The sequence below is a fragment of the Chondromyces crocatus genome, from assembly GCF_001189295.1.
GTDB lineage: Bacteria > Myxococcota_A > Polyangia > Polyangiales > Polyangiaceae > Chondromyces > Chondromyces crocatus.
This window is the reverse complement of the sequence record NZ_CP012159.1, coordinates 1,135,147-1,160,201: the sequence shown is the minus strand read 5'-3', so window position 1 is coordinate 1,160,201 and position 25,055 is coordinate 1,135,147. Positions and strand designations below refer to the sequence as shown.

Here is a 25,055-nt window from a genome sequence, read left to right as displayed (position 1 = left end):
CCGCTCACTTTGCCCTCGGTCACGACGAGACTACGCTGCCGCCATGGATTCACCTCGCGACCCGCGGACGCCTGTCGAGTTGAACCTCTACGAGCTGTCTTGCGAGGAGGCCTCGATCTCGTACTCGGAGAGCGGAATCGATGGGAAGCCCCAGCTGAGCTACGCCATTCCGGATCGCAGCTATGTCTTCCGGGCTGAGGAGATCCGCACCGTCCCCACGGAACTGGGACGCCAGCTCAGCGTTACCCTCGAAGCAACCCCTGATCTCGAGGCGCTCACCTTGACCTTGCTGCTCCCGCCCGTGAATCTGGACGGGGAGGCGTCAGCCATCTCGACCATCGCCATCGTGACGCGGCATCGCAGCAGCGTCGGGGGCCCACGCATGGTGAGAGGCCAGGTCCTGTCCTACGAAACATTGAGCCTCACCGGGCTCGCTCGAGCCGTGGTGTTCTGAGTCCCTCAGTCCTCGTCGTGTGACGGGGGCCCATCCATGACCTCGTGACGAGGCACAACCTCTCCTTCGGGGAGTGCCAAGGGGACGCGACCCGGAGCGATCTGGTATCGCTGCGCCGCAGTGAGCAGCGCATAGCGCGCCGCTTTCCTGAGTCCCCAGGCTCCAGCACTCACGCTGACAGACACGATCACGCCGCGACCGATGCTCGCGAGCACCCCCCGCTTCTTGCGAGCGACATACTGTGGTTGCCACCACATTCGCTGAAGTGCCGCAACCCGTTCCTTGCGGAGGCGTTCCTCACGGCCGCGTATCCCCAGCACGGCAGCCAGGATCCCACCACCGATCGCCAGCATCGCCAGCGCTCCTCCAGCAAGAAGCACCTCGGGATGACGCTGCGCCTGGGTCTTGACGCTGACCATCTGCTGCGCGCTCCGTCGCCGGCGATCCAGCTCCTCCAGCGTGCGTGTGAGCCGCTGGCGGAGCAAGTTGGCACGGTGTTCGAGGTGGTCCTCGTGAAGCTTGATGTCGCTCATGCCAGGTGCTCCTTCAACGTGCGCAGGTCCTCCTCGACGCGTGCCCGGGTACGAGGCAAGGGCTTCAAAGGGATGGCCTTGTAGCCAAGCAACATGGCCAGGGCAGCAACGACCAGCAGGACCACACCGATCAGCAACGCCGGCAAGGCGCTGAGCTGAATCGCCAGGGCCAGCGCCACGAAGAGCATCGTGACGCCGATGATCGCCGCACAGAGCGCAGCCCCCAGGGCGATGCCGGCCATCTTCGCTCGCTGGATTTCTCCTCGCACCTCTTCTTTCGCGAGCGCGATTTCCGTCTGCACCAGCTCCCGGGTGTCCAGGATGGCCTCTTTGAGTAGGTCGACCGTCGGCGTCGACGGACCGGGCTCCACGTGCTGCATGCCTCACCTCTCTCCCGGACGATTGGGATGCATGCCTTGCGCCAGGTGCCGTGGCCTACCTGCGCACGCCTGAGACGACTCGTTCGTGCCCGCCCAGGTCACGAGTGCGCTTGATCTCGTCAAAACCAGCGCGCTCAAACAGCGCAGCCGCCGCCTCGGCCTGTCCCGCGCCCACTTCCATGGCGAGAACCCCGCCCGGTGCGAGCCAGGGCGCGGCCTCCTCGATGATGGCGCGAGCAACATTCAGACCATCACGTCCCCCCTCCAGTGCCAACCGTGGCTCGTAATCGCGGATGTCCGGGGCCAGCTCCTCCATGTCGGCATCGGAGACGTAAGGCGGATTCGCCGTGATGAGGTCGAAGCGGGCCCCAGCAGCCAGGGAGCCAAACCTGTTCGATTGCAAGAACCCCACGTTCACGGCGCCGAGCCGCAGCGCATTCTCGCGCGCCACGACGAGCGCATCTTCCGAAAGATCGATGCCGAGCACCCGGGTCGTGGGACGCTCCTTACCCAGAGAGATGGCCACGCAGCCGGACCCCGTGCAAAGGTCGAGGACCCGCGCGCACAAGGCGATGTGACGTGTCGCAGCCAGCCCGACCTCGACCAGGATTTCCGTATCGGGTCGCGGGATTAGGACGCGCCGATCAACACGAAAGAGGCGGCCGTAGAACTCGCGAACGCCGAGAAGATAAGCGACGGGCTCACCCGCCCTCCGGCGTTGATGGAGCGCCTTGTAGACCGCAAGCTCGATCTTTTGCAGCGGCCTCTCCGGATCGATCACCATCTGGACCCGACTGAGCCCGAGCACCTTCCCGAGGAGCAGCTCTGCATCGAGCCGAGGCGACGCCGAGCCACGCTTCTTCAAGTCATCGGCAGACCAGGTGAGGATGCGGCGAACCGTCCATGCATCGCCTGCTCCCTCCTGGGTCGAGTTGCTCACCGTGCCCCCATGACGACGCGCAGCGCGGTGTCGACGGCCCTCTCGACCTCCGCACGGATCGCATCACGCCGTTCCGGGCTCCTGGCCTCGAAACGAAGCACCAGCACCGGCCCCGTGTTCGACGCACGGCACAGCCCCCAGGCGCCATCACCGAAATCGACACGAACGCCATCGATGTCGATCACCCGATGGGTGCGCCGATACTGCTCCGTCACCTGGCGTACGACCTCGAACTTGATCTCGTCGGGGCACGGCACGCGGATCTCGGGCGTGGCGTGGGTCTCCGGCAGATCCGCGAGCAGCTCACGCAGTGGCCGCCCCTCGCTGACGAGGATCTCGAGCAGGCGCGCCGTCGCGTAGATGGCGTCATCGAACCCGGGCCAACGATCGGCGAAGAACATGTGCCCGCTCATCTCACCGGCAAGCAGTGCTCCCTCTTCCTTCATCTTCGTCTTGATCAGCGAGTGGCCGGTCTTCCAGAGGATGGGCCTGCCTCCCTTCGCCGCAATGTCGGCATAGAGGACCTCGGAGCATTTCACCTCCCCCAGGATGGTCGCTCCAGGGCGCTCACGGAGGACCGCGCGGGAGAAGGCGACCAGCAACCGATCCCCCCAGATCACATCGCCTCGATCATCGATGACACCGAGGCGATCGCCATCGCCATCCCAGGCAATTCCCAGGTCAGCCCCCGTCTCCAGGACACGGGAGCGTAGCGCTTCGAGATTCTCGGGCACCGTCGGGTCGGGATGATGGTTCGGGAAGGTCCCGTCCAGCTCGCAGAACAATGCATCGGGCAAGAAACCGAGGGCCTGCAGCGTACGCAACCCCAAAGGCCCGGCGGCTCCGTTCCCTGCATCGATGACGAAGCGAAGCTGCGTTCGCTCCAGCCGTGTCGCAGCGCGTACGGAATCGATGTACGCCGAGGTGACGTCGATCTCTTCCAGGCTTCCGCACTCCGGCGCGGGAGAGAAGCGGCGCGTCTCGACGAGTTCCGCCAGATGTTGGACATCGGCACCGAAGAACGATGCCTTGCCTCGCATCAGCTTGAAGCCATTGTCGGGGCCCGGGTTGTGACTCGCCGTGATCATCACTGCACCGTCCGTCTCCAGGTGGTGCGCAGCGAAGTAGAGCAAAGGTGTGGGGCCCACTCCGACGGATATGACATCGGCTCCCCCGTCACGCAGGCCAGCCGTGAGCGCGTCGAACAGCCGATCACTGGAAAGTCGCGCATCGCGGGCGACTGCTACCCGAGGCCGTCGCCCAAGCGCGGCCCTCGCCTGCTGGAATTCCGGGTGGCTCCCGAGGATCGATGCAAACGCGCCCCCGAGCGCGCGGGCGAGATCATCGGACAGATCACGATCGGCGGCGCCGCGGACGTCGTATTCGCGGAAGATGTGGCGAGGGAAGGTCATGTTGGGCCTGGCCGCCGAGCGCAGGAGCTGGCGTGCCGGTGCGAAACCAACACCGCCAAGGGCCCGAGCGCAAGGAGATCTGCGCGGGGCAGCGCCAGGACGATTCTGGCCCCTCGCTCAGTCCACGAACTCCCAGCGTACCCGCACACCGCGCAGCCGCATCCGCTCGGCGAGCCGCGCAGGCAGAGCGCGCAGGGCGGGCCGCTCACGCCACCACCACTCCACGTAGCGCAAGAGCTGGCGCAGCACCGAGTAAGCATCGAAGCGCGCGTTGGGATAGGGGTCTGAAGCCACCAGCATGAGCAGGTCGTCGACGTAGCGGCTCGCCTTGGCCTCCCCATCGCGTTGCGCCTGGCTCCCCTCCGGGAACACCTGCGCGAGCACGTGAAGCTCCACCAGGGCGCTATGCGCCCACACGACCTGCTGGATCGACGGAGACGTCAGGTTGTCCTCTGCGATGACGCGAGCCGCCGTCCACCGATCGAAGAACGACTGCTGCGCCGGCTCGTCATCGAGAGGATCGAGCGCGGCAGTGAGTGCAAGCCACTGGACGGCAGACCAAGGCTCGTTGGCCGTCAGGCGAAAGGCCTTCATGTAGTAACTGCGCGCTTCCTCCAGGGCCGTCCTGCTTGCCAGCTGCGCTCGAAGCGCCCGCGATTCACCATCGGGAAGCTCGCGGTGCTCGGGGACCGGAGGCGGAGGCAACGAGCCACCTGGAACAGCACGCGCCATGATCGCCGCGACTTGCCCCCCTCGCGTGAGCAACGGCCATGGAGGGTCGCCGTAGTACAGCAACGCCGCACGCTTCTTTGCACTCGCCAGCAACCCGTAGGCTCGCACCCGCTCTGCAGGCGTGTCCTCGTCGGGGACGGCCCCCTCGAACGAGCGCATCACCTCCTCCAGATCGCGCAGGTCCGCATCCGAAGGGGTCTGTGTCCGATCGAGCCGCGCCATCACCGTGTCCACGGCCCTGCGGGCCCGCTGGAACCGCGCTTGTTTGACCTGCGCCTCGATGTCCGCCGGAAGGGCTGCATAGGCGACCACCGCTGCCCAGTCGTGGGTGTCTGGACACGTGACGTGAAGTTCTTGCCGGACATCGTGAACGAGCAGGCGCGGATCGTCCCCCCGCAACAGTCGCCTGTAGACGACCTCGGCAAGGATCGCCGAACCGCGCACCGAGAGAGGAAACTGAGACGCCAGCACCAACGGAATCCCCGCCTCGTGCAGCTCGTGAGCAACGCTCGCCCCTTGCGCGACCACCGAGCCTACATTGCCACTGTCACAGCTCGCGACGGTCACCACGGTGGGCGAAGCCAGTTCTGTGCCCTCTGCCGAGTGCGGATGGCAACGAAGCGCAGCCGCCAGGCGGGACCCGGAGACCACATCGACCAGCTCTCGGTTCTCGTCTTTGTGGAAGGCCAGCCCGTAACGCAGCTCGCCATCCTCTTCGGAGCCGTAGCCATGAGCAAGGATATGCACGTGCGTGAAGGTCGCCGCGGCGCACACGTCGCGCACCTCTGCGAGCGTGGCCTCAGGAAGAACGGTGACGTGTCGACTGAACTCCTCGGGCGAGCTGCTGACGAGCCACGGCGCAAGGGCACGCCGGATCGCGAGCAGATGGGCCCGAAGCGGGATCGGTGCCGCTGGTCGACCGTCGACGCCGCGCGCCGTCCGGGGCCCAGCCGCCACCACCAAGATCCGCGGCGCAGCAGGCCAGCGAACAGTCGATGCAGAGACGCGCCGGACCTCACGGGTGAGCGCAATGGGGGCGACGGTCTGTAGACAGAGCGGCTGCCCTTGCCCAGGAAAACCGGACGGCGCAGTGACGAGCTCGAAGGGCAGGAGCGACAGCTCCGACGCTGAAAGGACGAGCCGCAGATGCACCAGCCGCCGATCACCTCGGGGCGCTGACGAGAGCTCGGCAGTCAGCGACCGGATGGCCGCAATGATCCGTGCAACCTCATCGGCAGCTTCCGAGAGCGCAGCACGCGCCTGACGCGAACCCTCCTCGTAACGGAGGGCCCGAATGCGGCGCATCAGCTGAAGATGCTCGAACCCTACCTGCACGGTCTCGGCATCATGATTGCCGCACAGCGCAAGATAGGGCGTGAGGGGTGACAGCATCTGGTTGTGCGCCGGTCCATGACGCAGCAACTCGAGGGTGACGGTGCGAATCATGGGGTGACCTGCGTGCTCTCGGTACGAGGAAGACGGACTCGGGTCCCTGGCTCGGGACGCCACGGCGCCTCGTTGGGGTCATGGCCAGGCGACGGAGCCGGAAGCGCAGCCCGCAGCTCCCCCACCACCTCTTCTCCCTCGGCCCAGATGGACACCACGGTCCGCCGCTGCATCACCAGCTGCGGGATCACGTCGAGCGCCTCCAGGGAGCCAGCACGCAGCGCATCGTAGATCGGTGTAAAGCCCTCCTGGGTGAGCATGCTCCCGGTGAGCTGGATCAGCCGAATCCACGTCCCACTGTTGAAATAGAACCCCGACGCAGCCCGACGAGGGATCATCCGAGCGAGGTGGGTATGACCGGCGACCAGGAAGTCCGCCTCGCCCACGCTCTTGTCCAGAGCAACGAACGTCTCGTCCTCGGCCCCGAAGCTGAAGCTCTGATCATCTTTCAGGTAGCGAGCAAGCGCATCCCGCAAGCTCTCCCTTGCGTCGCGCCCTCGTGCCCGGTCCAGAAGGATGCGAGAAATACCCAGTCTCTCATCCCCACCCGTCAACACCACGTCGGTAGGGCGCAGTCCCGCAGCGTCGTCCTCACATGCTTGACGCAGCCAGTCGACGGGACGCACTGGCGTTTCAGCCGTGGTGCTCGACCCACTGCGGGTCCCGGCCGCCCATATCTCTGGCCTCGTGAGGATATCGAGTGCTCGCTGGCCATCGATCGGGTCCATCGCCATCCCCTCGTCGATTCCCCCACCCAGGAAGCCGGCAGACAGCCGCCCCTGGTCGTAAAGGCGCCGCACCGCGATCCTCGCGAACGAAAAGAGAGAGGTCCTGTATTTCGCCGGCAATCCCAGAAGCACGGCGGGGACGGGCACGTTCTCGGGTTTGAGCAGGTCGACGAAGGCGTAGTCCAGCTTGATGTCGTTCATCACGTCCACCACCAGCCGAGTCCCTGCGTTGGGCTCCCACCTCGGCGGCATCTCACCTGCCTCGATGGCACGGACGACCTTGCCGAGAGCGGCGAAATCCACGGGGTTCCACGGATCGACCTGGTTGCCGTGCACGCAATGGACCCGTCGCCCGCCGATCTCACAAGCGTAGCCGCTCCCATCCATGCCGAGCCGCACGCGGCTCCGCGCCGCCTCGTCGGAGCCAGCGATCCGCTGAACCAGCCTCTCCGTCACCTCGGGCAGTGCGAGCTCCACATCGTGGTTGCCCAGCACCAGGACGAGCACCGCGCCCGGGCCGAGCACAAAGCGCGCGAGGGCGTCCCACACCGGCTTGAAGGCGTCGTCGTCGAAGATCACCTCCAGCTTGTCCACCGCACCGAGGGGATCGAGGTAGGTCGCCCCCTCCGCCGCCAGAAAGTCGACGATGTCGCCGTTCAACACCAGCCCCACCCGTCGATGCCTGGCCTCGCGACCGAGATGGTCGATCACGGCCGCGAGAGCGTGCCCCTGGTTGAAAATCTGGTGTCCAGGGATCCCCCCCAGATGCAAATCAGAAACGACATGAATTTGGTCGAGCGCGTCCATCATGGGTTCTGCGGCGCGGTCAACGCCCCCTCGCGCAGGGTAGCACGCGCCGCTCGCACACCAGCCTCACCTGGACAGTGAGGTGCGCCCAACGAACCCCGTGGTGACCGCGATCTGCCTCGGCGCTTCCTCCTGCCGCCCCCCGTCGTCAGATTGCGTTCGTGGCGGGGAGCCAGGTAACGTGTCTTTTGAACCCGAGCTGGGATCCGATCCTGATGATGAAGCGCGCTCAGAGAACAGGCCTCGTCGCCTCGCTGGTCCTCGCCTCCAGCCTGGCCGCGACGGCTCCGGCATTCGCGGACGAGCCCGGGCCGGACACGGTCCCCATCAACATTGTGGCCATCCAGACGGGTGAGGCCTACGACCAGGCCGAGGCACTCACCAAGGCCCTCCGTGCCGCGCTCAAGACAGTGCCGGGCTGGTCTCTCGCCGAAGGGGACTACTCGCTCGAGGTCTTGACGCTCAGCCTGAAGTGCACGGACATTCCCGACGCGGGCTGTCAGTCACGCATCGCCGATCAGATCAAGGCCGATCGCTATATCTGGGGCAACGTCACCCAGAAGGGCACCAGCGTCGTCGGCCAGCTTCACCTCTGGGTTCGCGGGCAGGGCACCACCAGCACCCCCATCGAATACAGCGCAAACCTCACGGAGGCGAACGACGAGTCCCTCCGCCGGGTCGCTGCGGACTCGATTCAGGCCCTCACCGGAGGCCCCCCCAAGGGCTCGATCCACATCAAGGCAGGCAACATCACCGGCCAGGTGTTCATCAACGGCCAGCCGGCGGGCGCCTTGGTCAATGGAGAAGGCACCTTCCCCATCCCCGCTGGCAACCACCGCGTGCTGGTGAAGTCCACGGGCCACTTCGACTCCGAAGCCGCCGTCGTCGTGAAGGCGGCAGGCACCGCAGACGTCACCCTGACGCCGGTCCCGACGGCATCCAGCGAGCCGCTGAACTGGCGGAAGATCGGTGGCTTCGCCGGCATCGGCGCCGGCGTGGCGTTCGGCGCCGTCGGTCTGGTCAGCGTCTTCCAGGTGAACAGCACCATCGCCGACGAGAAAGTCGACGCCTACCGCTCCACCGTGACCGGCAACATGTGTGAGACCGCGCGCCAGGGGAACAGCCCCGACGCGCAGCACGTGGCGTCGGCCTGCGACAAGGCCCGCACCTTCGAGCTCATGCAGGCCATCTTCTTCCCGCTCGCCGCCGTGTCTGCAGGCGCCGGGGTGTACCTGCTGGCCACCAGCGGCGATTCACCAGCCGCGTCGACCACAGGGTGGACGTTCCAGCCCTCCGTGGGCCTGGAATCAGGCCGCCTGAGCGCGACGTACCGCTGGTGATCACCCCCCCCATGGCCCGATGCGGGTGATCTCGGGCCGACTCGGAGGCCGCCGGCTGACGGCTCCTCGCGGCTCCTCGACCCGCCCGACCACGGACCGGGTGCGCGAGGCGCTGTTCTCTGCACTCGGCGATGTGGGCGGCCTCGTCGTCTGTGATCTGTACGCGGGCACTGGCGCCCTGGGCATCGAGGCCCTCTCCCGCGGCGCCGATCGGGCCGTTTTCATCGAAAGTGGGCGCCCCGCCCTCACCGCCCTGAGGGAGAACCTCTCCTCCCTCGGCCTCGACAGCCTGGCCGTCGTGATCCCCTTGCCCGCAGAGCGCGCCCTCGGTCGCCTCACCCCGGAGAGCAGGTTCGATCTGGTCTTCCTCGATCCTCCGTGGGCCGAGCTCGACGCGGCCGTGGACGTCACGGCGCGGCTCGCGCACCTCGGCCTGCTCGTGCCGGACAGCCGCGTCGTCCTGGAGCATGCACGCCGGGATACCCCCCCAGCCATTGCCGGCCTCACGCTGAGCGCTGCCCGCACGTATGGTGACACCGCCATCTCCCTGTACACGTTGCCAGTCTCGTCGTAGTTCCGCCTGGCCCGCACTGCAGGGCGATGCCCCCTCGAACGCACGTCCCCTCTTCCCCTCGCGGCGCGCAAGCAATAGGAATTCATCATGCGCAGGCTCGCCACCCCGCCCGCCCTTCTTCTGGCTGCGATGGCCCTCGGGTCGCTCGGCTTTGCCTGCGGCTCGGAAGGGACGACCCTCGACTGCGAGAACAACGTCGGACAAGACGGCATCACCCCTTCCGCCGAAGGCTGCCAGCAGTTTGCCACCTGCCCTGACGGCGAGCCGGCCAACTGCTGCGAGCGGAGCGACGCCCCGTCCTCGGTCGGCGAAGCCGATTTCGAGTGCTGGCAGGTGCGATGCCTGTATGGCTACGGCGTGCGCACGAGCAAGACCGCTGCTTGCTTCGGTCATTCCTCCGGGGGGTCGGGCGGCAGCGGCGGTAGCGCTGGTGGCGATTCCTTCTGAGCTGATCCGAACTACACGATGACCGACGCGACGCGCGGCGTTCTGCTCACCGTCGCCTACGACGGACGCCCGTTCTCTGGCTTCGCTCTCCAGCCCGACCGTCGCACCGTCGCAGGCGAGCTGCTCGGCGCAGTGCGGGCCGTGGATCCCGGCGTGCGAGAGGTCCGCGGAGCCAGCCGCACCGACGCTGGCGTGCATGCCTTCGGGCAGCGGATCGCCTTCGACACCACCGCCAACCTCCCGGCGCGTGGCTGGGTCCACACCATCGCGCGCCATCTACCCGAAGAGATCGCCATCCGGCGGGCGGCCTTCGTCCGCCCGGGCCTCGTGCCCCGCTTCGAGAGCCTGGGGAAACACTACCGTTACCTCCTGATGCGCGATCGCGCCCGGGACCCCTTCTGGAGCGGCCGCGCCTGGCGTCTGGAGGACCTGAGAAACTTCCACCTCGAACGAGCCCGCGACGAAGCCGCCCTGGCCGTCGGCACCCACGATTTCGCGGCTTTCCGCACCAGCGCCGACGAGCGGACGAACACGGTACGCACCCTCTCTCGCGTCGAGATCACCGAGGATCCCGGCGATCCTCGCTTGCTCCGTGTCGATGTCGAAGGGAGCGCCTTCATGCACAACATGGTCCGCATCTTGGTAGGCACCCTCGTCGACGTCGGGCGTGGCCGGCTCGCACCGGGAGCCATCGGTCGGGCCCTTGCCTCCTGCAACCGCCGTGATGCTGGCATCACGGCGCCCCCGGACGGTCTGCGCCTCGAGCGGGTCCACCTGCGCGATGAAGGGACAGAGGCCTGGCCCGACGACGCTTGAACCCGCCATACTGCCCCCACTTGCACGGCCGCTGCGCCCCCGCTCCGACCTTCCGCTGCTGGAGGAAGCATGACTGCCCGCCGCTTCGTCACCTCCCTCGCTTTCCTTCTTCCTCTTGCCGTTCCTGCGCCTACCCTCGCGCAGCGCGCCCCGGAGCGCCCCGCCGCGCCCCCTCCTCCCCTCGCTGCTCCCACCAGAAGCACCGTCTCCGGACCCCTCCAAGACATCCGCCGCTTGGGCGATGCCTTCGCCGACGTCGTCGACAAGGTCGCCCCCTCGGTGGTGCAGATCGAGGTCGCGGTGGGAGAAGACACGTCCTCACCCCTGCGCTGGTTCCGCGGTGGAGGCGAGCGACGAGGCGTCGGCTCCGGTGTCATCTACTCGTCCGATGGCGCCATCCTCACCAACAACCACGTCATCGACGGCGCTCGCGCCATCACCGTGCGCCTTCGTGATGGCCGCACGTTCTGGGCGCGCCTCGTCGGACGCGATCCCTCCACCGACCTCGCGCTGCTCCGGATCGATGCCCGCAACTTGCCAGCCGCCAACTTCGCCGACAGCGACGCCGCACGCGTCGGCTCCTGGGTCGTCGCCATCGGCTCACCGTTCGGCCTGGGATACACGGTCACGACCGGCGTCCTCAGCGCCAAGGGGCGCGGAGGCGTCGGAATCAACGCCGTCGAGGACTACCTTCAGACCGACGCCAGCATCAACCCTGGCAACTCCGGCGGTCCGCTCGTCGACCTCGAGGGCCGCGTGCTCGGCATCAACACCATGATCGTCAGCCGGGGCCAGGGCATCGGACTCGCCGTTCCCTCGATCATGGCCCGCCGCGTTGCCGACCTCTTGCTCAAGACGGGCCGCGTCGACCGCACCTGGATCGGTGTCGGCCTCCAAGACCTCACGCCGGAAATCGCAGCCGAGATTCCCGCTGCCCCCTCCATGGGCGCGCTGATCAACACGGTGAGCCCCAGCGGCCCCGCCTCCAAAGCCAACTTGAACCCTGGCGACATCATCACAGCGATCCTCGGCAAGCCGGTCCGTGACGCACAGGACATCATCCGGGAGGTCTTCCTCCATGATGCAGGGGAGGTCGTCACCCTCGACGTTTTCCGCGGCGGCAAGCGCTACCAGACGAAGGTCACCCTCGAATCGAGGAACGAACCAGCCCCTCCGATCCTCCCCGTGCAACGAGCCGCATCGCAGCAGCCTGGTCTCGGCCTCTCGGTGCAAGAGGCCGCGGACCCGCGCGCCCCACAGGGAGCCAAAGCCTCCGTCGTGCGCGTCCGCAGCGTCGCCACCGACTCGCCAGCGGATCGTGCTGGCATCCGCCCGGGTGACATCATCCTCGAAGCCGATGGCAAGCCACACCCTTCGGCCACGGAGGTCGAGGCGGCAACGCGCGACGGTCGCTTGCTCCTGCGGATCCAGCGCCCTGGCGCCACGTTCTACACCGCCGTCCGCCGCTGATCCACGCCGCTTTCGCGCCCCACCTTCCTGTCATGACGAGCCTTTTCTCCGCCTTCGCCGGGGCGCCTGACCTCTGCGCATCGGCACGCCGCTCAGCGCAAGCGCTTGCCACTCCTCGTCATTCAGCCGCCGCAGGGCGGCCTCGAACTCACCCCGGGCGACACGCAGCCGATTTTGCGTCGTGTTACGATTCAGCCCAAGCTCCTCGGCGATCTCGGCAATGCTGAAGTCCAGCAGATCGTGCAACACGAGCACCGCCCGTCGATGCAAATCGAGCCGCTCGAGCACGGCGCCGAATCGTACCAGGCTCTCGCGTCTCCCAAGCTCCTCCTCCGGATTCCACGCGAGCGCCGCATTTCCCTCGTCCTTCCGGAGCAGCCCGACCATCACCTCACGACGGCGATGAGCACGCTCTCGGTAATGGCTCACCTGACGCCAGGCGATACCGAATAACCACCCCTGCAGAGGCCCCCAGGACGTTCCTTGCCGGAGCCGCGCCAGCGCCGGAGCGCCCGACGGCGGCTCTGGCTCTACGTCCGGACCGGCGAGACGCGCACCTCGATGGATGTCGAACCGCTGCAGTGCGGTGAACGTGGCGAGCAACACCTCCTGCAACACCTCGTCGAAGTCCGGCTCGGTGACACCGAGCATCCGGAGGGTCTTCCGGAGAAAGGGAACGCCGATTGCCTGAATGGTATCCCAACCCGGTCGCCGTGGCTGGGGAGCAGAGTCCAACGTGGCCTTCACCTGAAAGAATTACGTGGCCCATTCCTCCCTGATCCGTCATTCCACGCACTCGGCAGGCATCCCCAGTCCGTTCTCACGAACCCACGATTCTCGTTCATGGGCGCGTCGAGAACCCATAGCTCGCGGATTACTGGAGACCCGCTCTGTTGAGGCCAAGTCGACATCATTTCTTCCAGCCAGCGAGGCTGAGCTTTCCGTCTTCCCTCCGGATCGCTCGCTCTCGGCGTGCTGCTTGCCGCGGATCGTCCTGCCACCTACAGTGGCTCCGCAGTGCAGTTCGTCCAGCTCCGCAAGAACGCTCGTGCCCGCCCTCGCGATCTCCGCACCTTTCTTCCCACCACGCGTGAAGAGATGGAGGCCCGGGGCTGGGACAGCCTCGACATCCTGATCGTCAATGGCGACGCTTACGTCGACCACCCCGCATTCGGCGGAGCCCTCATCGGCCGCTTCCTCGAAGCCCGCGGCTTCCGGGTCGGAATGATTGCTCAGCCTTCCTGGCAGGACACGAGTGACCTGCTCCGGATGGGCCCTCCACGACTGATGGTCGGCATCACGGCGGGCAACCTCGACTCGATGCTCAACAAGCTCACCGCTCAGAAAAAGATCCGGAGCGAAGACCAGTACTCGCCGGGGGGAGAGGTCGGCCTGCGCCCCAACCGGGCCGCCATCGTCTACGGAAACCTCTGCCGCCAGGCTTTTCCTGGGGTCCCCCTGATTCTGGGCGGAATCGAGGCTTCCCTGCGGCGCATCGCCCATTACGACTACTGGGCCGATCAGGTACGCCGCTCCGTCTTGCTCGACGCCAAAGCCGACCTGCTCATTTTCGGCATGGGTGAGCGTGCCGTATGGGAAGTCGCCGAGCGGCTGCGCAAAGGCGAGACGATCCGCGACATCCGCGACGTCCGAGGCACCGCCTTCTCCCTCCGCAAGGGCGAGTGGGAGCACATCGAACCTTCACGTTACGTGACCGATGGCAAGACGGTCATCCTCCCCAGTTACGACGAGGTCAAGGCGGACAAGCAGGCCTTCGCCGAGATGTCCCGTGCGTTCCAGTTCGAGACCAACCCGGGCAATGCGCGGCCCCTGCTCCAGCCGCACGGGACCGAGGCCGTCTACTTCAATCCGCCGGCCATCCCGCTCGACACGCCGCTCATGGACGAACTCTACGATCTCCCGTTCGCCCGAGCGGCGCACTGGACGTACGAGGCGCCCATCCCCGCCTTCGAGACGGTCAAGCACTCCATCGTCACCATGCGCGGCTGCTTCGGGGGCTGCACCTTCTGCTCGATCACGGAACACGAAGGTCGCGTCATCCAGTCTCGCTCGGCGGAAAGCATCCTCCGGGAAGTCCGGGCGCTCCGGCGCATGGACGACTTCCGCGGGGTCATCACCGACCTCGGCGGCCCCACGGCGAACATGTACCAGATGCGCTGCAAGGACGAGGCGATCGAGAACTCTTGCCGCCGGCTGTCGTGCGTCTACCCCGGCGTCTGCGAAAACCTCGGCACCGACCACGGCCCACTCCTCCAGATCATGAAGTCCGTGCGCGAGGAGGCCGGCGTGAAGAAGGTCTTCATCGCCTCCGGCGTCCGCTACGACCTCGCCGAGCGCTCGCCGGAGTTCGTCCGCGATCTCGCCCGTCACCACACGGGCGGACAGCTCTCCGTGGCCCCCGAGCACAGCAGGAAAGACGTGCTCGACAAGATGAAGAAGCCCGGCATCGAGAGCTACGAGCGCTTCGTCGAGCAGTTCCGGTGCGCGAGCGACGCCGCGGGAAAGGACCAGTACCTCGTCCCTTACTTCATCTCGGGTCACCCTGGCGCCACCCTGCGGGACATGGTCGATCTCGCGATCTACCTGAAGGAGCACGGCATGCGCCCCCGCCAGGTCCAGGACTTCATCCCCACCCCGATGTCCATGGCCACCTGCATGTACCACACGGGCATCGACCCCTTCACCCGGGAGCCCGTGTACACCGCCCACGACATGCGGGACAAACGCCTCCAGAAAGCGCTCCTCCTCTACTGGGATCCCGCCCACCACGACGAGGCACGCGAGGCGCTCCTCAAGGCAGGGCGCCGGGATCTGATCGGCACCAAGCCCCACTGTCTCGTCCCTCCCGCATCCGGCAAAGGCGCGCTGCCCATTCACATGAGACGCGCCCGTGGCGGCAGCCCCGCCGAAGCCGGCAAGCGTAAAGCACGCGAGGGGAACCGCCCGGCGCGGCCGCGATGATCCTCCACGCTCCTTGCTCCCTCGACCCCCGCCCTCCCTCAGACATCCCCGCTGGAGGATGAATGCGTCACAACGCCGAGATCGCGCCGCCGCCGAAGTACACTGCCCGGCTCGGAGACCGGAGCCTCTTTCCTCATCTCGCTCCGCTGGTCTTCCTCAACCATGCCGGCATCAGCGCGCCGTCACAGCCCGTGCGCCAGGCCGTCATCGCCTACCTGGACGACTACGCCAAGCATGGCTCTGGCGCCTACCCCCGCTGGCACGCCCAGCGCTTGCGCCTCCGCGAGAAGCTCGGTCGGCTCGTTGGCGCCAGCGCGGCCGACATCGGCTTCGTGCAGAGCACCACAGCTGGCATCACCGCGCTCGCGCTCTGTCACCCGTGGCGTGAGGGCGATCGGATCGTCCTGTTCACGGGGGAGTTCCCGGCCAACGTCACGCCCTGGCTTCGCGCTGCCGAGCAGTTCCGCCTGGAGCCCGTCTTCCTTCCCCTCGACGGCTTCCTCTCCCCGGACGGCGACGGACTTGCGCGCCTCGAAGCCGAGTTGCTGCGCGGTGTCGGCGTCGTCGCCGTCAGTGCCGTGCAGTTCCAGACAGGACTCCGCATGCCTCTCGCGGAAATCGGTGCCCTCTGTCGTGCCCATGGCGCCGCTCTGGCCGTCGATGCCGTCCAGGCCTGTGGCGCCGTTCCCGTCGACGTGCACGCCGCCCAGATCGACTACCTCGCCTGCGGCAGCCACAAGTGGCTGATGGGCCTCGAAGGCTGCGGCTTCATCTACATCCGCCCCGAGCGCCTCGCCGCCCTCCGCCTCACCGTCGCTGGCTGGCTGAGCCACGAAGACGCTGTGAGCTTCCTCTTCGAGGGCCCCGACCGCCTCCGTTACGACCGACCGATTCGCCGCCGCACGGACTTCGTCGAAGGGGGCAACGTCAACGCCGGAGGCCTCGCTGGCCTCGAAGCCGCTCTCGACCTCATCGTCCAGATCGGCGTCGAGCGCATCCACGAGCATGCGAACGCCTTCAACGACGTGCTCGAGCCCGCCCTCGTCGAACGGGGCTTCAAGAGCCTGCGCGCGGCGGACCCATCGCGACGCTCTGCCACGCTGTCGGCGCTACCACCTCCCGATGTCGCCATCCCCCTCCTGCGCGCAGAGCTCGATGCGCTCGGGATCACCTGCGCCACCCCCGATGGCGCGCTGCGCTTCTCACCTCACTGGCCCAACGCCCTCGATGAGGCCGAGCAGGTGGTCTACAGCCTCGACGAGGCGCTCACGCGCGTGCGCTCGCGCTGAGCCACAAAATCCTCCAGCAAGCGCACGCCCTCACGCCAGGTTCTCCCCGAAATGCCGGGATCTACAGCTGCACGCCCGGCCGCTCCCTGCGTTGACATGGTGGCGCCTCTGCCTATCGTGAACGCTGGCATGCGTTCCTCCCGATCCACTTCGACGCGCCTCATGCTCCTGCGAGTGGGCGCTCTCGCCCTTCTCGCGGCTTCCTGCCGAAGCGCTTCCACGGGTGCTGCGACCGACGCTGGCAGCGGCGATGCCGAGACGGCCCCGGCCACCCTCCCCGAGGGCGCGAAAGCCTGCGGTCATCCTGCGGCCACGCCGACCCAGATCGCCAGCGAGTTCCTGACGGCGAGCAAGAACCGAGATCTCCAGAGCATGATGGCGTGCTTCAAGCCGAAGCATCGCGACAAGATGCAGGGCCGCATCGGCCGCCTCGAAGAGCTGACGGTGCTCTCGTACACCCTCGGCCGAGAAACCATCGACGGAGACACCGCCGAAGTGGAAGCGACCACGGAGCGCTACGATGGCCGCGGCGGTATCGAGCACAAGCGAGACCCGCTGCGCTTCGATCGAGAAGAGGGGGCCTGGTATCTCCGCTGAACTCCTCTTCGGACCCCTCGATGGCCCACGGGTACCGAAGTCAGGTCTCAGGCACGAGCCCGTGCTTCCTGTAGAGCCCCATCTCGTCTCCTGCGATGAACGCGACGATGAGCGGTCCTGCCTCTCGTGACTGCAGGACGTAGGTGACGTCGAAATCGATGGTGACGATGCTCGGCGCCTCGCCGACCGAGTTCTTCCGCTCGTAGTCCGCCGAGTAGAACACCCGCACCAGCTGGTGTGCGTCGTCGATGGGCACGACCGACACGTCCTTCAGGCGCATCTGCCGCGTCCCGATGGACCGGTAGAACCCGTACCCCTTCTCGAGTGTCTCGACGAAGCTCTGGTCGTTGTTACCGGCGTCGACCGTTCCCGGTCCTGCGGCGAGGAACCGCTCCGCGAAATGCCGACGTATCCCGTCACTGTCGACAGGACCTGCCAGCGAGCGGTTGAACGCATCGACGTAGCCTTCGAAGAACTGGCGAATGTCCGCTGGCATGGGGGCTCCTTCCCGTCGAGGAAGGCCGCCAGCCTTCACCACGACGTCGCTCTCACAGCACCTCGCTCCTGGAGAGGGAGATGCCGGTGACCGGGAAGCCGGTGCTCCACGGGAACGACAGGCCAGGATCTCAGGGGAAAAAGACGCCCCTCGAACAGGACATCACTCGGGGCACGAGAACACGGCCGGGCAACCCGACGCGCGCTGACAGCTGTCGCCACACTCCTCGTAGCAGCTCAAGCACTGCGTGAACGACGCGGAGTCGACGCAGCTCGTCACCTCGATGCCCCGCTCCGTCTCGCAACGCTCCTGAGCATCTTCGGCCGACATCCCGCCGCATCCTGCGACCATGCCGACCACCCCCAGGATCGACCACCACTGCACCCGCTTGAACATCACGGTCTCCATGAGCGGCGAGCCTACCCGAAGCTCGGAACCCCGGAAGAGGCCTCCTGCGGAAAATTGAAGCGATCCACCCCACGGCCCCGCATCGACCTGGCGCACGGCTCCTGCGCGCACCGCCGCGCTAGGCAGCCCTCTTCCTTCGCGCCATGCGCTCCAGGCGCGCCACCGCGTCTGGAACATCCGGTCGCGCCGAGAGCAGCCCATCGAGCCGATCGCCGACCTCCTCGAGCCGCCCCGGCACCGTCTCCAGCGTGAACGCGCGAGGATCCAGCGCCGGTGTCACCTCCTCCCAGTCGAGTGGCATCGAGACCGTGCCCTCCGGAACGGCTCGGGGGCTGTACGGGGCCACGAGGGTGCGGTGCTGCCCCGTCTGCCCCGTGTCCACGAACACCCGCTTCCCCCGCCGCGAGATGAACCGCTCCATCGTCGCCGCCTCCGGCGCGTGATGAACCAGCAGCCTACCGAGCAAGTCAGCCAGCATCTTCGCCGTCTCGAAGGGGATCCCCGGCCCCAGCGGCACCAGCACATGGAGCCCTGTCTTCCCCGAGGTCTTCGGAAAGCCCTGAAGCCCGGCCGCCTCCAGCTCCTGACGCAGCTCCAGGGCGAGCGGCACCGCGGCTCTCAGCGAGGACTGCTTCACGTCGAAATCGATCGTCAGGAAGTCGCAGGTCCCGAGCTCCGACACCCTCGCGGCCAGCGTGTGCACCTCGATGGCAGCCAGGTTGGCCACGTAGAGAAGGCTCTCCACGCTGTCGATCAGGATCGTGTCCACCGCCTCCGAGGGCTGATCCGTCTCCAGCCGGGCGGTGCGGAGCCAGCTCGGCGCGCCCCGGGGCGCGCTCCACTGGTGAAAGTGCTTGCCCTCGATCCCGTCCGGGTAGCGCACCAGCATCACCGGACGGTCACGCAGGTAAGGCAGCATCAGGGGACCGACCGCCTCGTAGTACGCCTGGAGATCCCGCTTGCTGATCCCTTCTCCTGGCCAGAGCACCTTGGTCGGGTTGCTCAGAGGCACGTGGCGCTTCGCGGCGGCCCGAACAGCCTCCCTCGCGGTCCTTCCCGGCTTCTCGCCCTCCGCCTTCGCTGGCTTCCGGGTCGTCTTTGCACGCTCCTTCGTCGATGCCGAGGCCGATCGACCTGCACGCGCCGCCGGCTTCGACCGGCTCCCTGGCGGCGCTTTTCCGGCCTCCAGCTCTTCGACGGTGAGCCCGCTCAGCACCGAACGAGGTGCCTCGGCAGTCAGGTCACGGTCGGTCTCCGCGAACTCGTCGCTTCGCTTGATGAGCAACCACTGCCTGGCCCCCTTCTCGTCCTCGTCCGACGTCCCCTTCGCCGCTCTCCCTCGTCCCCGTCGTCCCCCCGTGCGCACCAGGGTGAACGCTCCCTGGAGCTTCGTGCCCGCGAGTTCGAGGTCGAGCTTGCCTCCCCCGAGCCCCTCTTCCGCCGACCCGTTCGGGTAGCGCACCGTTCCACGATCCCAGAGGATCATCGGACCTGCGCCGTAGTTTCCTTCCGGGATCACCTTCTCGAAATCGATGTAATCGAGCGGGTGGTCCTCGGTCCTGACCGCCAACCGCCGCTCCTTGGGGTCCAGGCTCGGCCCGCGGGGCACGGCAAAACTCGCCAGCACGCCTCCCACCTCGATGCGCAGGTCGTAATGACGCCGCCGTGCGTCATGCAGGTGCACCACGAACGACCCCTCGTGGGTCCCGCGCTTCTGAACCGTGGTCTTCTTGCGCGCTCGGCGCTCTTGCTCGGGCGTTGGGAATGGCTCGTTCGTGCGCTCTGGGTCCCGTTTTCTCCGGTATTCGTCGAGCTTCATGGGGTCAGACGCTCCTGGCATGCACCCCGCTAGAGATGCCGTTCATGCCCGCCCGTGCGACTGGATCAGGCACGATCTCCTTTGGACTCGTGACCATCCCTGTAAAGATCTATACCGCCACGACCTCTCATCGCGTGTCGTTCCACATGCTGCATCGCAAATGCGGCACGCGCGTGCGCATGCAGTATTTTTGCCCTACGGACGAGAAGGTCGTGGCCCGGAAAGACCTCATCCGAGGCTACGAATACGCCCACGACCAGTACGTGACCCTGACCGAGGGAGAACTCGAGCAGCTCGAAGGAGAGCGCTCCGAGCGCATCGACATCCTCGAGTTCGTACCCGAGGCCGCTGTCGACCTGACCTACCTCTCGGACACGCACTACCTCGGGCCGGGCAAGGGTGGCGACCGCGCCTACGCGCTGCTCGCCGAGGCGATGACCCGGACCGAGCGGCTGGCCGTCGGACGCCACGGAGCGCGCGGACGTGACCAGCTCGTGCTCCTGCGCCCTTACGAAGGTGGCCTGATCATGCACCGCCTGCGTTACGCCGACGAGGTCCGGTCCATGGAGGACGTGGACTTCCCTCGCAAGGTCCCCTTCAAGCAGACGGAGATGGATCTCGCCGAGCGGCTGATCGACCAGCTCGCCGCCGACGAGTTCGATCCGGAGCGCCACCGTGACGACTACCGGGATCGCGTGGTCGAGGCCATGGAGCAGAAGGTGGCCGGGGAGGAGATCACCGTCGCCCCCGAGGTGCCGAAAGCGAAGATCATCGATCTCTTCGAGGCCTTGAAGCGCAGCCTCGCGGAGCACGCGCCAGGAAAGGCCCATGCGGGTCGCAAGGTGAAGCACGCAGCGGCCGAAGCCAGCGAGGAGGAGGAGGCCCCGCCCGCCTCACACCGCACGCCAACCAAGTCGGCACGACGCCCCTCGGTCCGCAAGACGACGGGCCGTCGAAGGCCGCACGCGCGCACCGGAACGTCAGGGTGAGCGCGCCAGCGACGGCACGCGCTCGAAGACCCACGAGAACGCCTCTCCCATCACCCGCTCCCCTTCCGGCCCGTAGGCACCATGGGCCGCGCCAGGCAGGATCAGGTACGACGCCACCACCCCCGCCGCGATCAGCGCAGCCGCCCCCTCCTGCAGGTGGGCACGACGATCCAGAGCGCCGGCGACCACCACCACCGCACCTCCCCCCGTGAAGCTTCCGACCTCCGGGGCGACGGGTCCGGCCACCAGGATCGCCCGCGGGTAGCGGCCCGGGAAGGCCCGGGTGAGGTCTTCGGCCCGCGAGGCGCCCAGCGAGTACCCGACCACGGTGAGCGACGTTTCGTCGAGCGGGGCGCCCCGCTCGGCGCTCACTGCCGTGAGCGCACGCGAGATCCTGCGATCCAGCCCGGAGGCGCTGCGGCTCCACGTCGTGCGCTGGCTCCCTTCGCACGGCACGTCTCCCTGGATCGAGATCACCGTCGCTCGCTGCGCGACGGCCTGGTCCCAGGCGTGGAAGGCATGGGGATCACCGCACCGCCCGTGCAGGTAGATCACCGCGCGTCGCTCCCCTTGCGGACCGTGTGTCACGAAGACGGGACGCTCGGTACCGATCGGCACCGTCGTCGCGAACGTTCGCGCGGACGGTACAGCGCTGGTCGGGACGACCGCGACCCTCGAGACTTCCTCGCCCGGCCGCTCCTGCTCGACCCCACGCGGCGCGTCTTCGTCGGGCGGCGCGTTTTTGTCGCACGGTACATCTTCGTCGCGCGGCGCGACTTCCGGCGCGGTAGCGACCCGCGTGCCTTCTCGCCCAGGCCCCCTCACCGTGTCCGTGGAGGCTACCCGTGCCGGGCGAACCTGCGCAGCTTGCGGGTCCGGAGCCACGGCGGGTGAAGCGCACGAAGCCGTGAACATCACCGCGACGAGGGCCAGCGCTCTCTGGTTCGAGCCCACGAAATCAGCAGAGCGGCCCGAGCACACCCCTGTCAATTCCATCGGCACGGTGCCCCGACCGGCGTCCAGCGGTTATGCTCGCCCCGTGCGACGTACGGCACCGTTCCTCCTAACCCTCTCCGCCGTCGCCTGCAGCGGCGCGGGGCAGTCCACAGACCCCACCATGGCCACGACGACGACCTCCTCCACGCCCGTGTCCTCCAATCCTCCGCCGCCCCTCATCCCTCCGGACCGCCCCGCTTACCCCCCCACACGCGCCGAGCCCATCCGGGAGCGCCTTCACGGGGTGGAGGTCGCGGACCCGTTCCGCTGGCTGGAAGACGTGAAGTCCGTCGAGGTCCAGGCCTGGATGAAGGCCGAGGACGACCTCACCCGCGGTGTCCTCAAGAGCCTCCCCGAGCGCGACGCCATCGCCGCCCGCCTCAAGGAACTCTTCTACATCGACAGCGTGTCCGCTCCGATCCACCGCAAGGGCCGGTACTTCTACTCGCGGCGCCACGCCACCAAGGAGAAGTCCGTCATCTACTGGCGACAAGGGAAGCAGGGCGAAGAGAAGGTGCTCTTCGATCCGAACACCTGGTCGGAGGACGGCAGCATCTCCCTCGGCTCCTGGCACCCCTCGTGGGACGGGCAGCGCGTCGCCTACAAGGTCCAGCAGAACAACTCCGACGAGGCGACGATGCACGTGCTCGACGTCGCCACCAACAAGAAGTCGGCCGTCGACGTCATCGAGGGCGCCAAGTACGCCGGCGCGTCGTGGACCCCCACGGGTGACGGCTTCTACTACGTCTGGCTCCCGACCGACCCGTCCATTCCCGTCGCCGATCGGCCCGGCTACGCCGAGGTCCGCTTCCACAAGCTCGGCGAGGACCCGAAGAAGGACCGCGTGATCCGCGAGCGGACGGGCGATCCCTCCACGTTCGTGGACGTCTCGCTCTCGAAGGACGGCCGCTTCCTGCTGCTCTACGTGCACCATGGCTGGTCCTCGTCGGACGTGTACTTCCGCGACCTCCGCAAGCCTGGCCAGCCGTCACCCGACCGACCGCTCGCGGTGGGCCAGAGCGCGCACTACAGCGTGGATGTCCACAAGGACCGCTTCTACGTCCACACCGACGAGGGCGCGCCCCGCTACCGCGTCTTCGAGGTGAATCCCGACCAGCCCGAGCGCGCGAAGTGGAAAGAGGTCATCGCCGAGCACCCGGAGGCGACGCTCGAAAGCAGCTCGATCATCGGTGGCACCCTGACGCTCAGCTACCTGAAGAACGCCGCGAGCCTCGTCGAGCTGCGCAGCTTGGAGGGCAAGCTCGTTCGCGAGCTCCCGCTGCCGGGCATCGGCACGGTGGGCGGCCCCATCGGGCTACCGGACGAGGATGAAGCCTACTTCTCCTTCGAGTCCTACACCGCTCCCCCCGAGATCCACGCGACCTCGGTGAAGACCGGCAAGACCGAGCTCTATGCCAAGATCCAGGTGCCGGTGGACCCGTCCCCCTTCACCGTCGAGCAAGCATTCTTTCCGTCGAAGGATGGGACGCGCGTCTCGATGTTCATCGTCCGCCGCAAAGACATGCCCCGCGACGGAAGCACGCAGACCCTGCTCTATGGCTACGGCGGGTTCCAGATCTCGCACTCGCCCCATTTCATCTCGTCCGTGTACCCGTGGCTGGAGCGCGGCGGCACCTTCGCCGTCGCCAACCTCCGCGGCGGTGGCGAGTACGGCGAGGACTGGCACAAGGCCGGAATGCTCCTGAAGAAGCAGAACACCTTCGACGACTTCATCGCCGCCGCCGAGTACCTGGTCCGCGAGAAGTACACCCGGCCCGAGCACCTCGCCATCCAGGGCGGCTCGAACGGTGGACTGCTGGTGGGCGCGGCCATGACCCAGCGCCCCGACCTGTTCTCCGCCGTGATCTGCGCGGTCCCCCTGCTCGACATGGTGCGCTACCACCTGTTCGGCTCGGGCAAGACGTGGATCAGCGAGTACGGCTCTGCCGACGATCCCGCTCAGTTCAAGGCGCTGTTCGGCTACTCGCCGTACCACCACGTCAAGCCAGGTACGAAGTACCCCGCTCTCCTCCTTCTCTCGGCGGACAGCGACGATCGGGTCGACCCGCTGCACGCGCGCAAATTCGCAGCCGCGCTGCAGGCTTCGAGCACCGGCGGGCCCGTGCTCCTGCGCATCGAGAAGAACGCAGGCCACGGCGGCGCCGATCTCGTCCGCTCCGCCGTCGAGAAGGGGGCCGATCAGTACGCCTTCGCGCTCGCCTGGACCCGCGGCAACAAGCCTTGATCCGAGCCACCCCCTGATGCGAGCACAGCTCGCCCGGACCTCACCGGGCGAGCACCTCGGCGATGCGCTGTCGCTGCTGTCGCGCAGAGCAGGCCAGCGCGAGCTGCCCGCGCGCGCGGTAGAGGTTGTGCTCCCTGCGCGACGCGAAGCGCCTCGAATCCCAGCCGAAATACGAATCCTCGAAGACATCCCGGCAGAAGCGCGCCGACAGCTCCAGCGCGATCCGCTCGGCCGCCCCTGCCAGCGCTTCCCGCTCTTCCGGCCTGAAGGGGCGCACCGACAGGTAGCCTGCGACGGCGGCCTCGAAGATCTCCAGATCGAAGCGCGGCTCGAGCGAGTCTTCGCCCACCGGGTTGCACCAGGAGCGCCATGCATCCCCCAGCTCCACGTCGAGCGGGTAGCGGGCGAGCGTGTCCAGATCGACGAGGCACAGCGCCTCGCCCGACGCCGAGAAGCGGATGTTGGAGATCTTGAGATCGCCGTGACAGTGACGCTCGGGCAGATCGAGCCGTCCTTGCCAGGTGCGCCAAGCGTCCAGGATCGCCTCGGCGACCGCGCGGCCTTCTCCCTGCACGGTGTTCTGGCGTCCTCCCGTATCGACGCCTTCGCGCTCGCGACCTTCTTCCGTCACGACGTTCTGGGTGAGCGTGCCCTCCAGCCGCTGCATGTGGAGCCCGGTATCGTGGGCTCCGGGGCGCACGTGGCGGTAGTCGTGCACCAGGTCATCGACGGCCTCGTGGAAGCGCGCCACCAGCGCTCCGGCATCCCGGGCCACGGCAGGCGACGGGATCCGATGCAAGGTGCGACCCGGGATGAAGTCCATCACCCGCCAGACACCGCCTTCGGGATCCCGCGCCCAGAGGCCCCCCTCATCGGTGCGCACGAGCCGCGGCGTGACCCGACCCCGCGACGCGAGGTGGACCGTGACGGCCTCGATGTCGTCATGGACCGAAGGCGCGAAGAGGGGATGGACCCGCTGCGCGATGTAGCGCGGCGGTTCGCCGACCGTCAGCGTGGTGTTGATGAGCCCCGCGTCGTCGGCGGGTCGGGCGGAGAGGCCGCGCAGCGCGGACCAGGCATCAGGGATCAAGGGGTTCCGAGGCTAGTCCGCAAGCCCTTCGCAGGGAAGCCGCCCGGTCGCGAGCGCAGAGGTCG

The 25,055-nt window shown here is 67.3% G+C and carries 23 protein-coding genes; 11 read left to right on the top strand and 12 right to left on the bottom strand.

The annotated features are described in order from the left end of the window. The first annotated feature begins 43 nt into the window (after positions 1-43). Positions 44-454: a hypothetical protein gene (locus tag CMC5_RS04420; protein ID WP_050429243.1), complete on the top strand. Its 411-nt coding sequence runs from the start codon at positions 44-46 to the stop codon at positions 452-454. Positions 455-459: 5 nt separating this feature from the next. Here CMC5_RS04420 and CMC5_RS04415 read toward each other — a convergent pair whose 3' ends face one another. The 6 genes from CMC5_RS04415 to CMC5_RS04390 all read right to left on the bottom strand — a co-directional run bounded on the left by CMC5_RS04415 (position 460) and on the right by CMC5_RS04390 (position 7,432). After that, positions 460-987 carry a hypothetical protein gene (locus CMC5_RS04415; RefSeq protein WP_050429242.1) on the bottom strand — a complete coding sequence of 176 codons (528 nt, stop codon included), beginning with the start codon at positions 985-987 and terminating at the stop codon, positions 460-462. Beyond that, complete coding sequence (locus CMC5_RS04410) at positions 984-1,367, bottom strand: phage holin family protein (protein WP_050429241.1); 384 nt, start codon at positions 1,365-1,367, stop codon at positions 984-986. Before CMC5_RS04410 ends, CMC5_RS04415 begins: the two co-directional genes overlap by 4 nt. A 55-nt stretch (positions 1,368-1,422) precedes the next feature. After that, the gene (gene prmC, locus CMC5_RS04405; RefSeq protein ID WP_050429240.1) at positions 1,423-2,307 is read right to left on the bottom strand and encodes a peptide chain release factor N(5)-glutamine methyltransferase; all 885 of its coding nucleotides are present in this window, start codon (positions 2,305-2,307) and stop codon (positions 1,423-1,425) included. Beyond that, the gene (locus tag CMC5_RS04400) at positions 2,304-3,719 is read right to left on the bottom strand and encodes a phosphomannomutase/phosphoglucomutase (protein ID WP_050429239.1); all 1,416 of its coding nucleotides are present in this window, start codon (positions 3,717-3,719) and stop codon (positions 2,304-2,306) included. The genes prmC and CMC5_RS04400 overlap by 4 nt, the downstream gene beginning before the upstream one ends. Positions 3,720-3,836: 117 nt before the next feature. Beyond that, entirely contained in the window at positions 3,837-5,897 is a 2,061-nt protein-coding gene (locus CMC5_RS04395; protein ID WP_050429238.1) for a CHAT domain-containing protein, read from the bottom strand. After that, positions 5,894-7,432, bottom strand: a complete 1,539-nt coding sequence (locus tag CMC5_RS04390) for a metallophosphoesterase (protein ID WP_245678625.1) — start codon at positions 7,430-7,432, stop codon at positions 5,894-5,896. The genes CMC5_RS04395 and CMC5_RS04390 overlap by 4 nt, the downstream gene beginning before the upstream one ends. Positions 7,433-7,647: 215 nt before the next feature. Between CMC5_RS04390 and CMC5_RS04385 the strand changes: the two genes are divergently transcribed. From CMC5_RS04385 to CMC5_RS04365, 5 genes are all read left to right on the top strand, one after another. Then, positions 7,648-8,772, top strand: coding sequence for a hypothetical protein (locus tag CMC5_RS04385; RefSeq protein ID WP_050435708.1), 1,125 nt, complete (start codon positions 7,648-7,650; stop codon positions 8,770-8,772). 19 nt (positions 8,773-8,791) lie between these two features. Beyond that, positions 8,792-9,346, top strand: coding sequence for a 16S rRNA (guanine(966)-N(2))-methyltransferase RsmD (rsmD, locus tag CMC5_RS04380; RefSeq protein ID WP_050429236.1), 555 nt, complete (start codon positions 8,792-8,794; stop codon positions 9,344-9,346). A gap of 87 nt (positions 9,347-9,433) precedes the next feature. Then, positions 9,434-9,793 (top strand): hypothetical protein, encoded by a 360-nt coding sequence (locus CMC5_RS04375; RefSeq protein WP_050429235.1) that lies wholly within the window; start codon positions 9,434-9,436, stop codon positions 9,791-9,793. Between the two features lie 18 nt (positions 9,794-9,811). After that, positions 9,812-10,609, top strand: a complete 798-nt coding sequence (gene truA / locus CMC5_RS04370; protein WP_063796207.1) for a tRNA pseudouridine(38-40) synthase TruA — start codon at positions 9,812-9,814, stop codon at positions 10,607-10,609. Positions 10,610-10,678: 69 nt separating this feature from the next. Beyond that, the gene (locus CMC5_RS04365; protein WP_050429234.1) at positions 10,679-12,079 is read left to right on the top strand and encodes a trypsin-like peptidase domain-containing protein; all 1,401 of its coding nucleotides are present in this window, start codon (positions 10,679-10,681) and stop codon (positions 12,077-12,079) included. Between the two features lie 30 nt (positions 12,080-12,109). Here the strand turns inward: CMC5_RS04365 and CMC5_RS04360 are convergent, their stop codons facing one another. Then, positions 12,110-12,730 carry an RNA polymerase sigma factor gene (locus tag CMC5_RS04360; protein ID WP_050429233.1) on the bottom strand — a complete coding sequence of 207 codons (621 nt, stop codon included), beginning with the start codon at positions 12,728-12,730 and terminating at the stop codon, positions 12,110-12,112. 447 nt (positions 12,731-13,177) lie between these two features. Between CMC5_RS04360 and CMC5_RS04355 the strand changes: the two genes are divergently transcribed. The 3 genes from CMC5_RS04355 to CMC5_RS04345 all read left to right on the top strand — a co-directional run bounded on the left by CMC5_RS04355 (position 13,178) and on the right by CMC5_RS04345 (position 16,947). Further along, complete coding sequence (locus CMC5_RS04355; RefSeq protein WP_245678624.1) at positions 13,178-15,061, top strand: YgiQ family radical SAM protein; 1,884 nt, start codon at positions 13,178-13,180, stop codon at positions 15,059-15,061. A 62-nt stretch (positions 15,062-15,123) separates the two neighbouring features. Then, positions 15,124-16,350: an aminotransferase class V-fold PLP-dependent enzyme gene (locus tag CMC5_RS04350; RefSeq protein ID WP_050429232.1), complete on the top strand. Its 1,227-nt coding sequence runs from the start codon at positions 15,124-15,126 to the stop codon at positions 16,348-16,350. A 162-nt stretch (positions 16,351-16,512) separates the two neighbouring features. Then, complete coding sequence (locus CMC5_RS04345) at positions 16,513-16,947, top strand: hypothetical protein (protein WP_050429231.1); 435 nt, start codon at positions 16,513-16,515, stop codon at positions 16,945-16,947. A gap of 40 nt (positions 16,948-16,987) precedes the next feature. Here CMC5_RS04345 and CMC5_RS04340 read toward each other — a convergent pair whose 3' ends face one another. The 3 genes from CMC5_RS04340 to ligD form a co-directional block, all read right to left on the bottom strand. Next, entirely contained in the window at positions 16,988-17,443 is a 456-nt protein-coding gene (locus tag CMC5_RS04340; RefSeq protein WP_050429230.1) for a hypothetical protein, read from the bottom strand. A 162-nt stretch (positions 17,444-17,605) separates the two neighbouring features. After that, positions 17,606-17,851: a hypothetical protein gene (locus tag CMC5_RS04335; RefSeq protein WP_050429229.1), complete on the bottom strand. Its 246-nt coding sequence runs from the start codon at positions 17,849-17,851 to the stop codon at positions 17,606-17,608. Between the two features lie 118 nt (positions 17,852-17,969). Next, a complete protein-coding gene (ligD, locus tag CMC5_RS04330) occupies positions 17,970-19,670 on the bottom strand; it encodes a non-homologous end-joining DNA ligase (protein ID WP_050429228.1) in 1,701 nt (566 codons plus the stop codon). Here ligD and ku point away from each other — a divergent pair. Beyond that, complete coding sequence (gene ku, locus CMC5_RS04325) at positions 19,616-20,659, top strand: non-homologous end joining protein Ku (RefSeq protein WP_082363387.1); 1,044 nt, start codon at positions 19,616-19,618, stop codon at positions 20,657-20,659. The two genes, ligD and ku, sit on opposite strands and share 55 nt — an antisense overlap. On the opposite strand, the gene CMC5_RS48325 is transcribed toward ku, so the two are convergent. Continuing rightward, on the bottom strand, positions 20,651-21,247 hold the full coding sequence (locus CMC5_RS48325) for an alpha/beta hydrolase (protein WP_156338185.1): 597 nt from the start codon (positions 21,245-21,247) through the stop codon (positions 20,651-20,653). The genes ku and CMC5_RS48325 overlap by 9 nt on opposite strands. Before the next feature lie 529 nt (positions 21,248-21,776). Between CMC5_RS48325 and CMC5_RS04315 the strand changes: the two genes are divergently transcribed. Continuing rightward, on the top strand, positions 21,777-23,900 hold the full coding sequence (locus CMC5_RS04315) for a prolyl oligopeptidase family serine peptidase (protein ID WP_082363386.1): 2,124 nt from the start codon (positions 21,777-21,779) through the stop codon (positions 23,898-23,900). Positions 23,901-23,940: 40 nt separating this feature from the next. Here CMC5_RS04315 and CMC5_RS04310 read toward each other — a convergent pair whose 3' ends face one another. Beyond that, on the bottom strand, positions 23,941-24,990 hold the full coding sequence (locus CMC5_RS04310; RefSeq protein WP_050429225.1) for a phosphotransferase enzyme family protein: 1,050 nt from the start codon (positions 24,988-24,990) through the stop codon (positions 23,941-23,943). Positions 24,991-25,055: the final 65 nt, after the last annotated feature.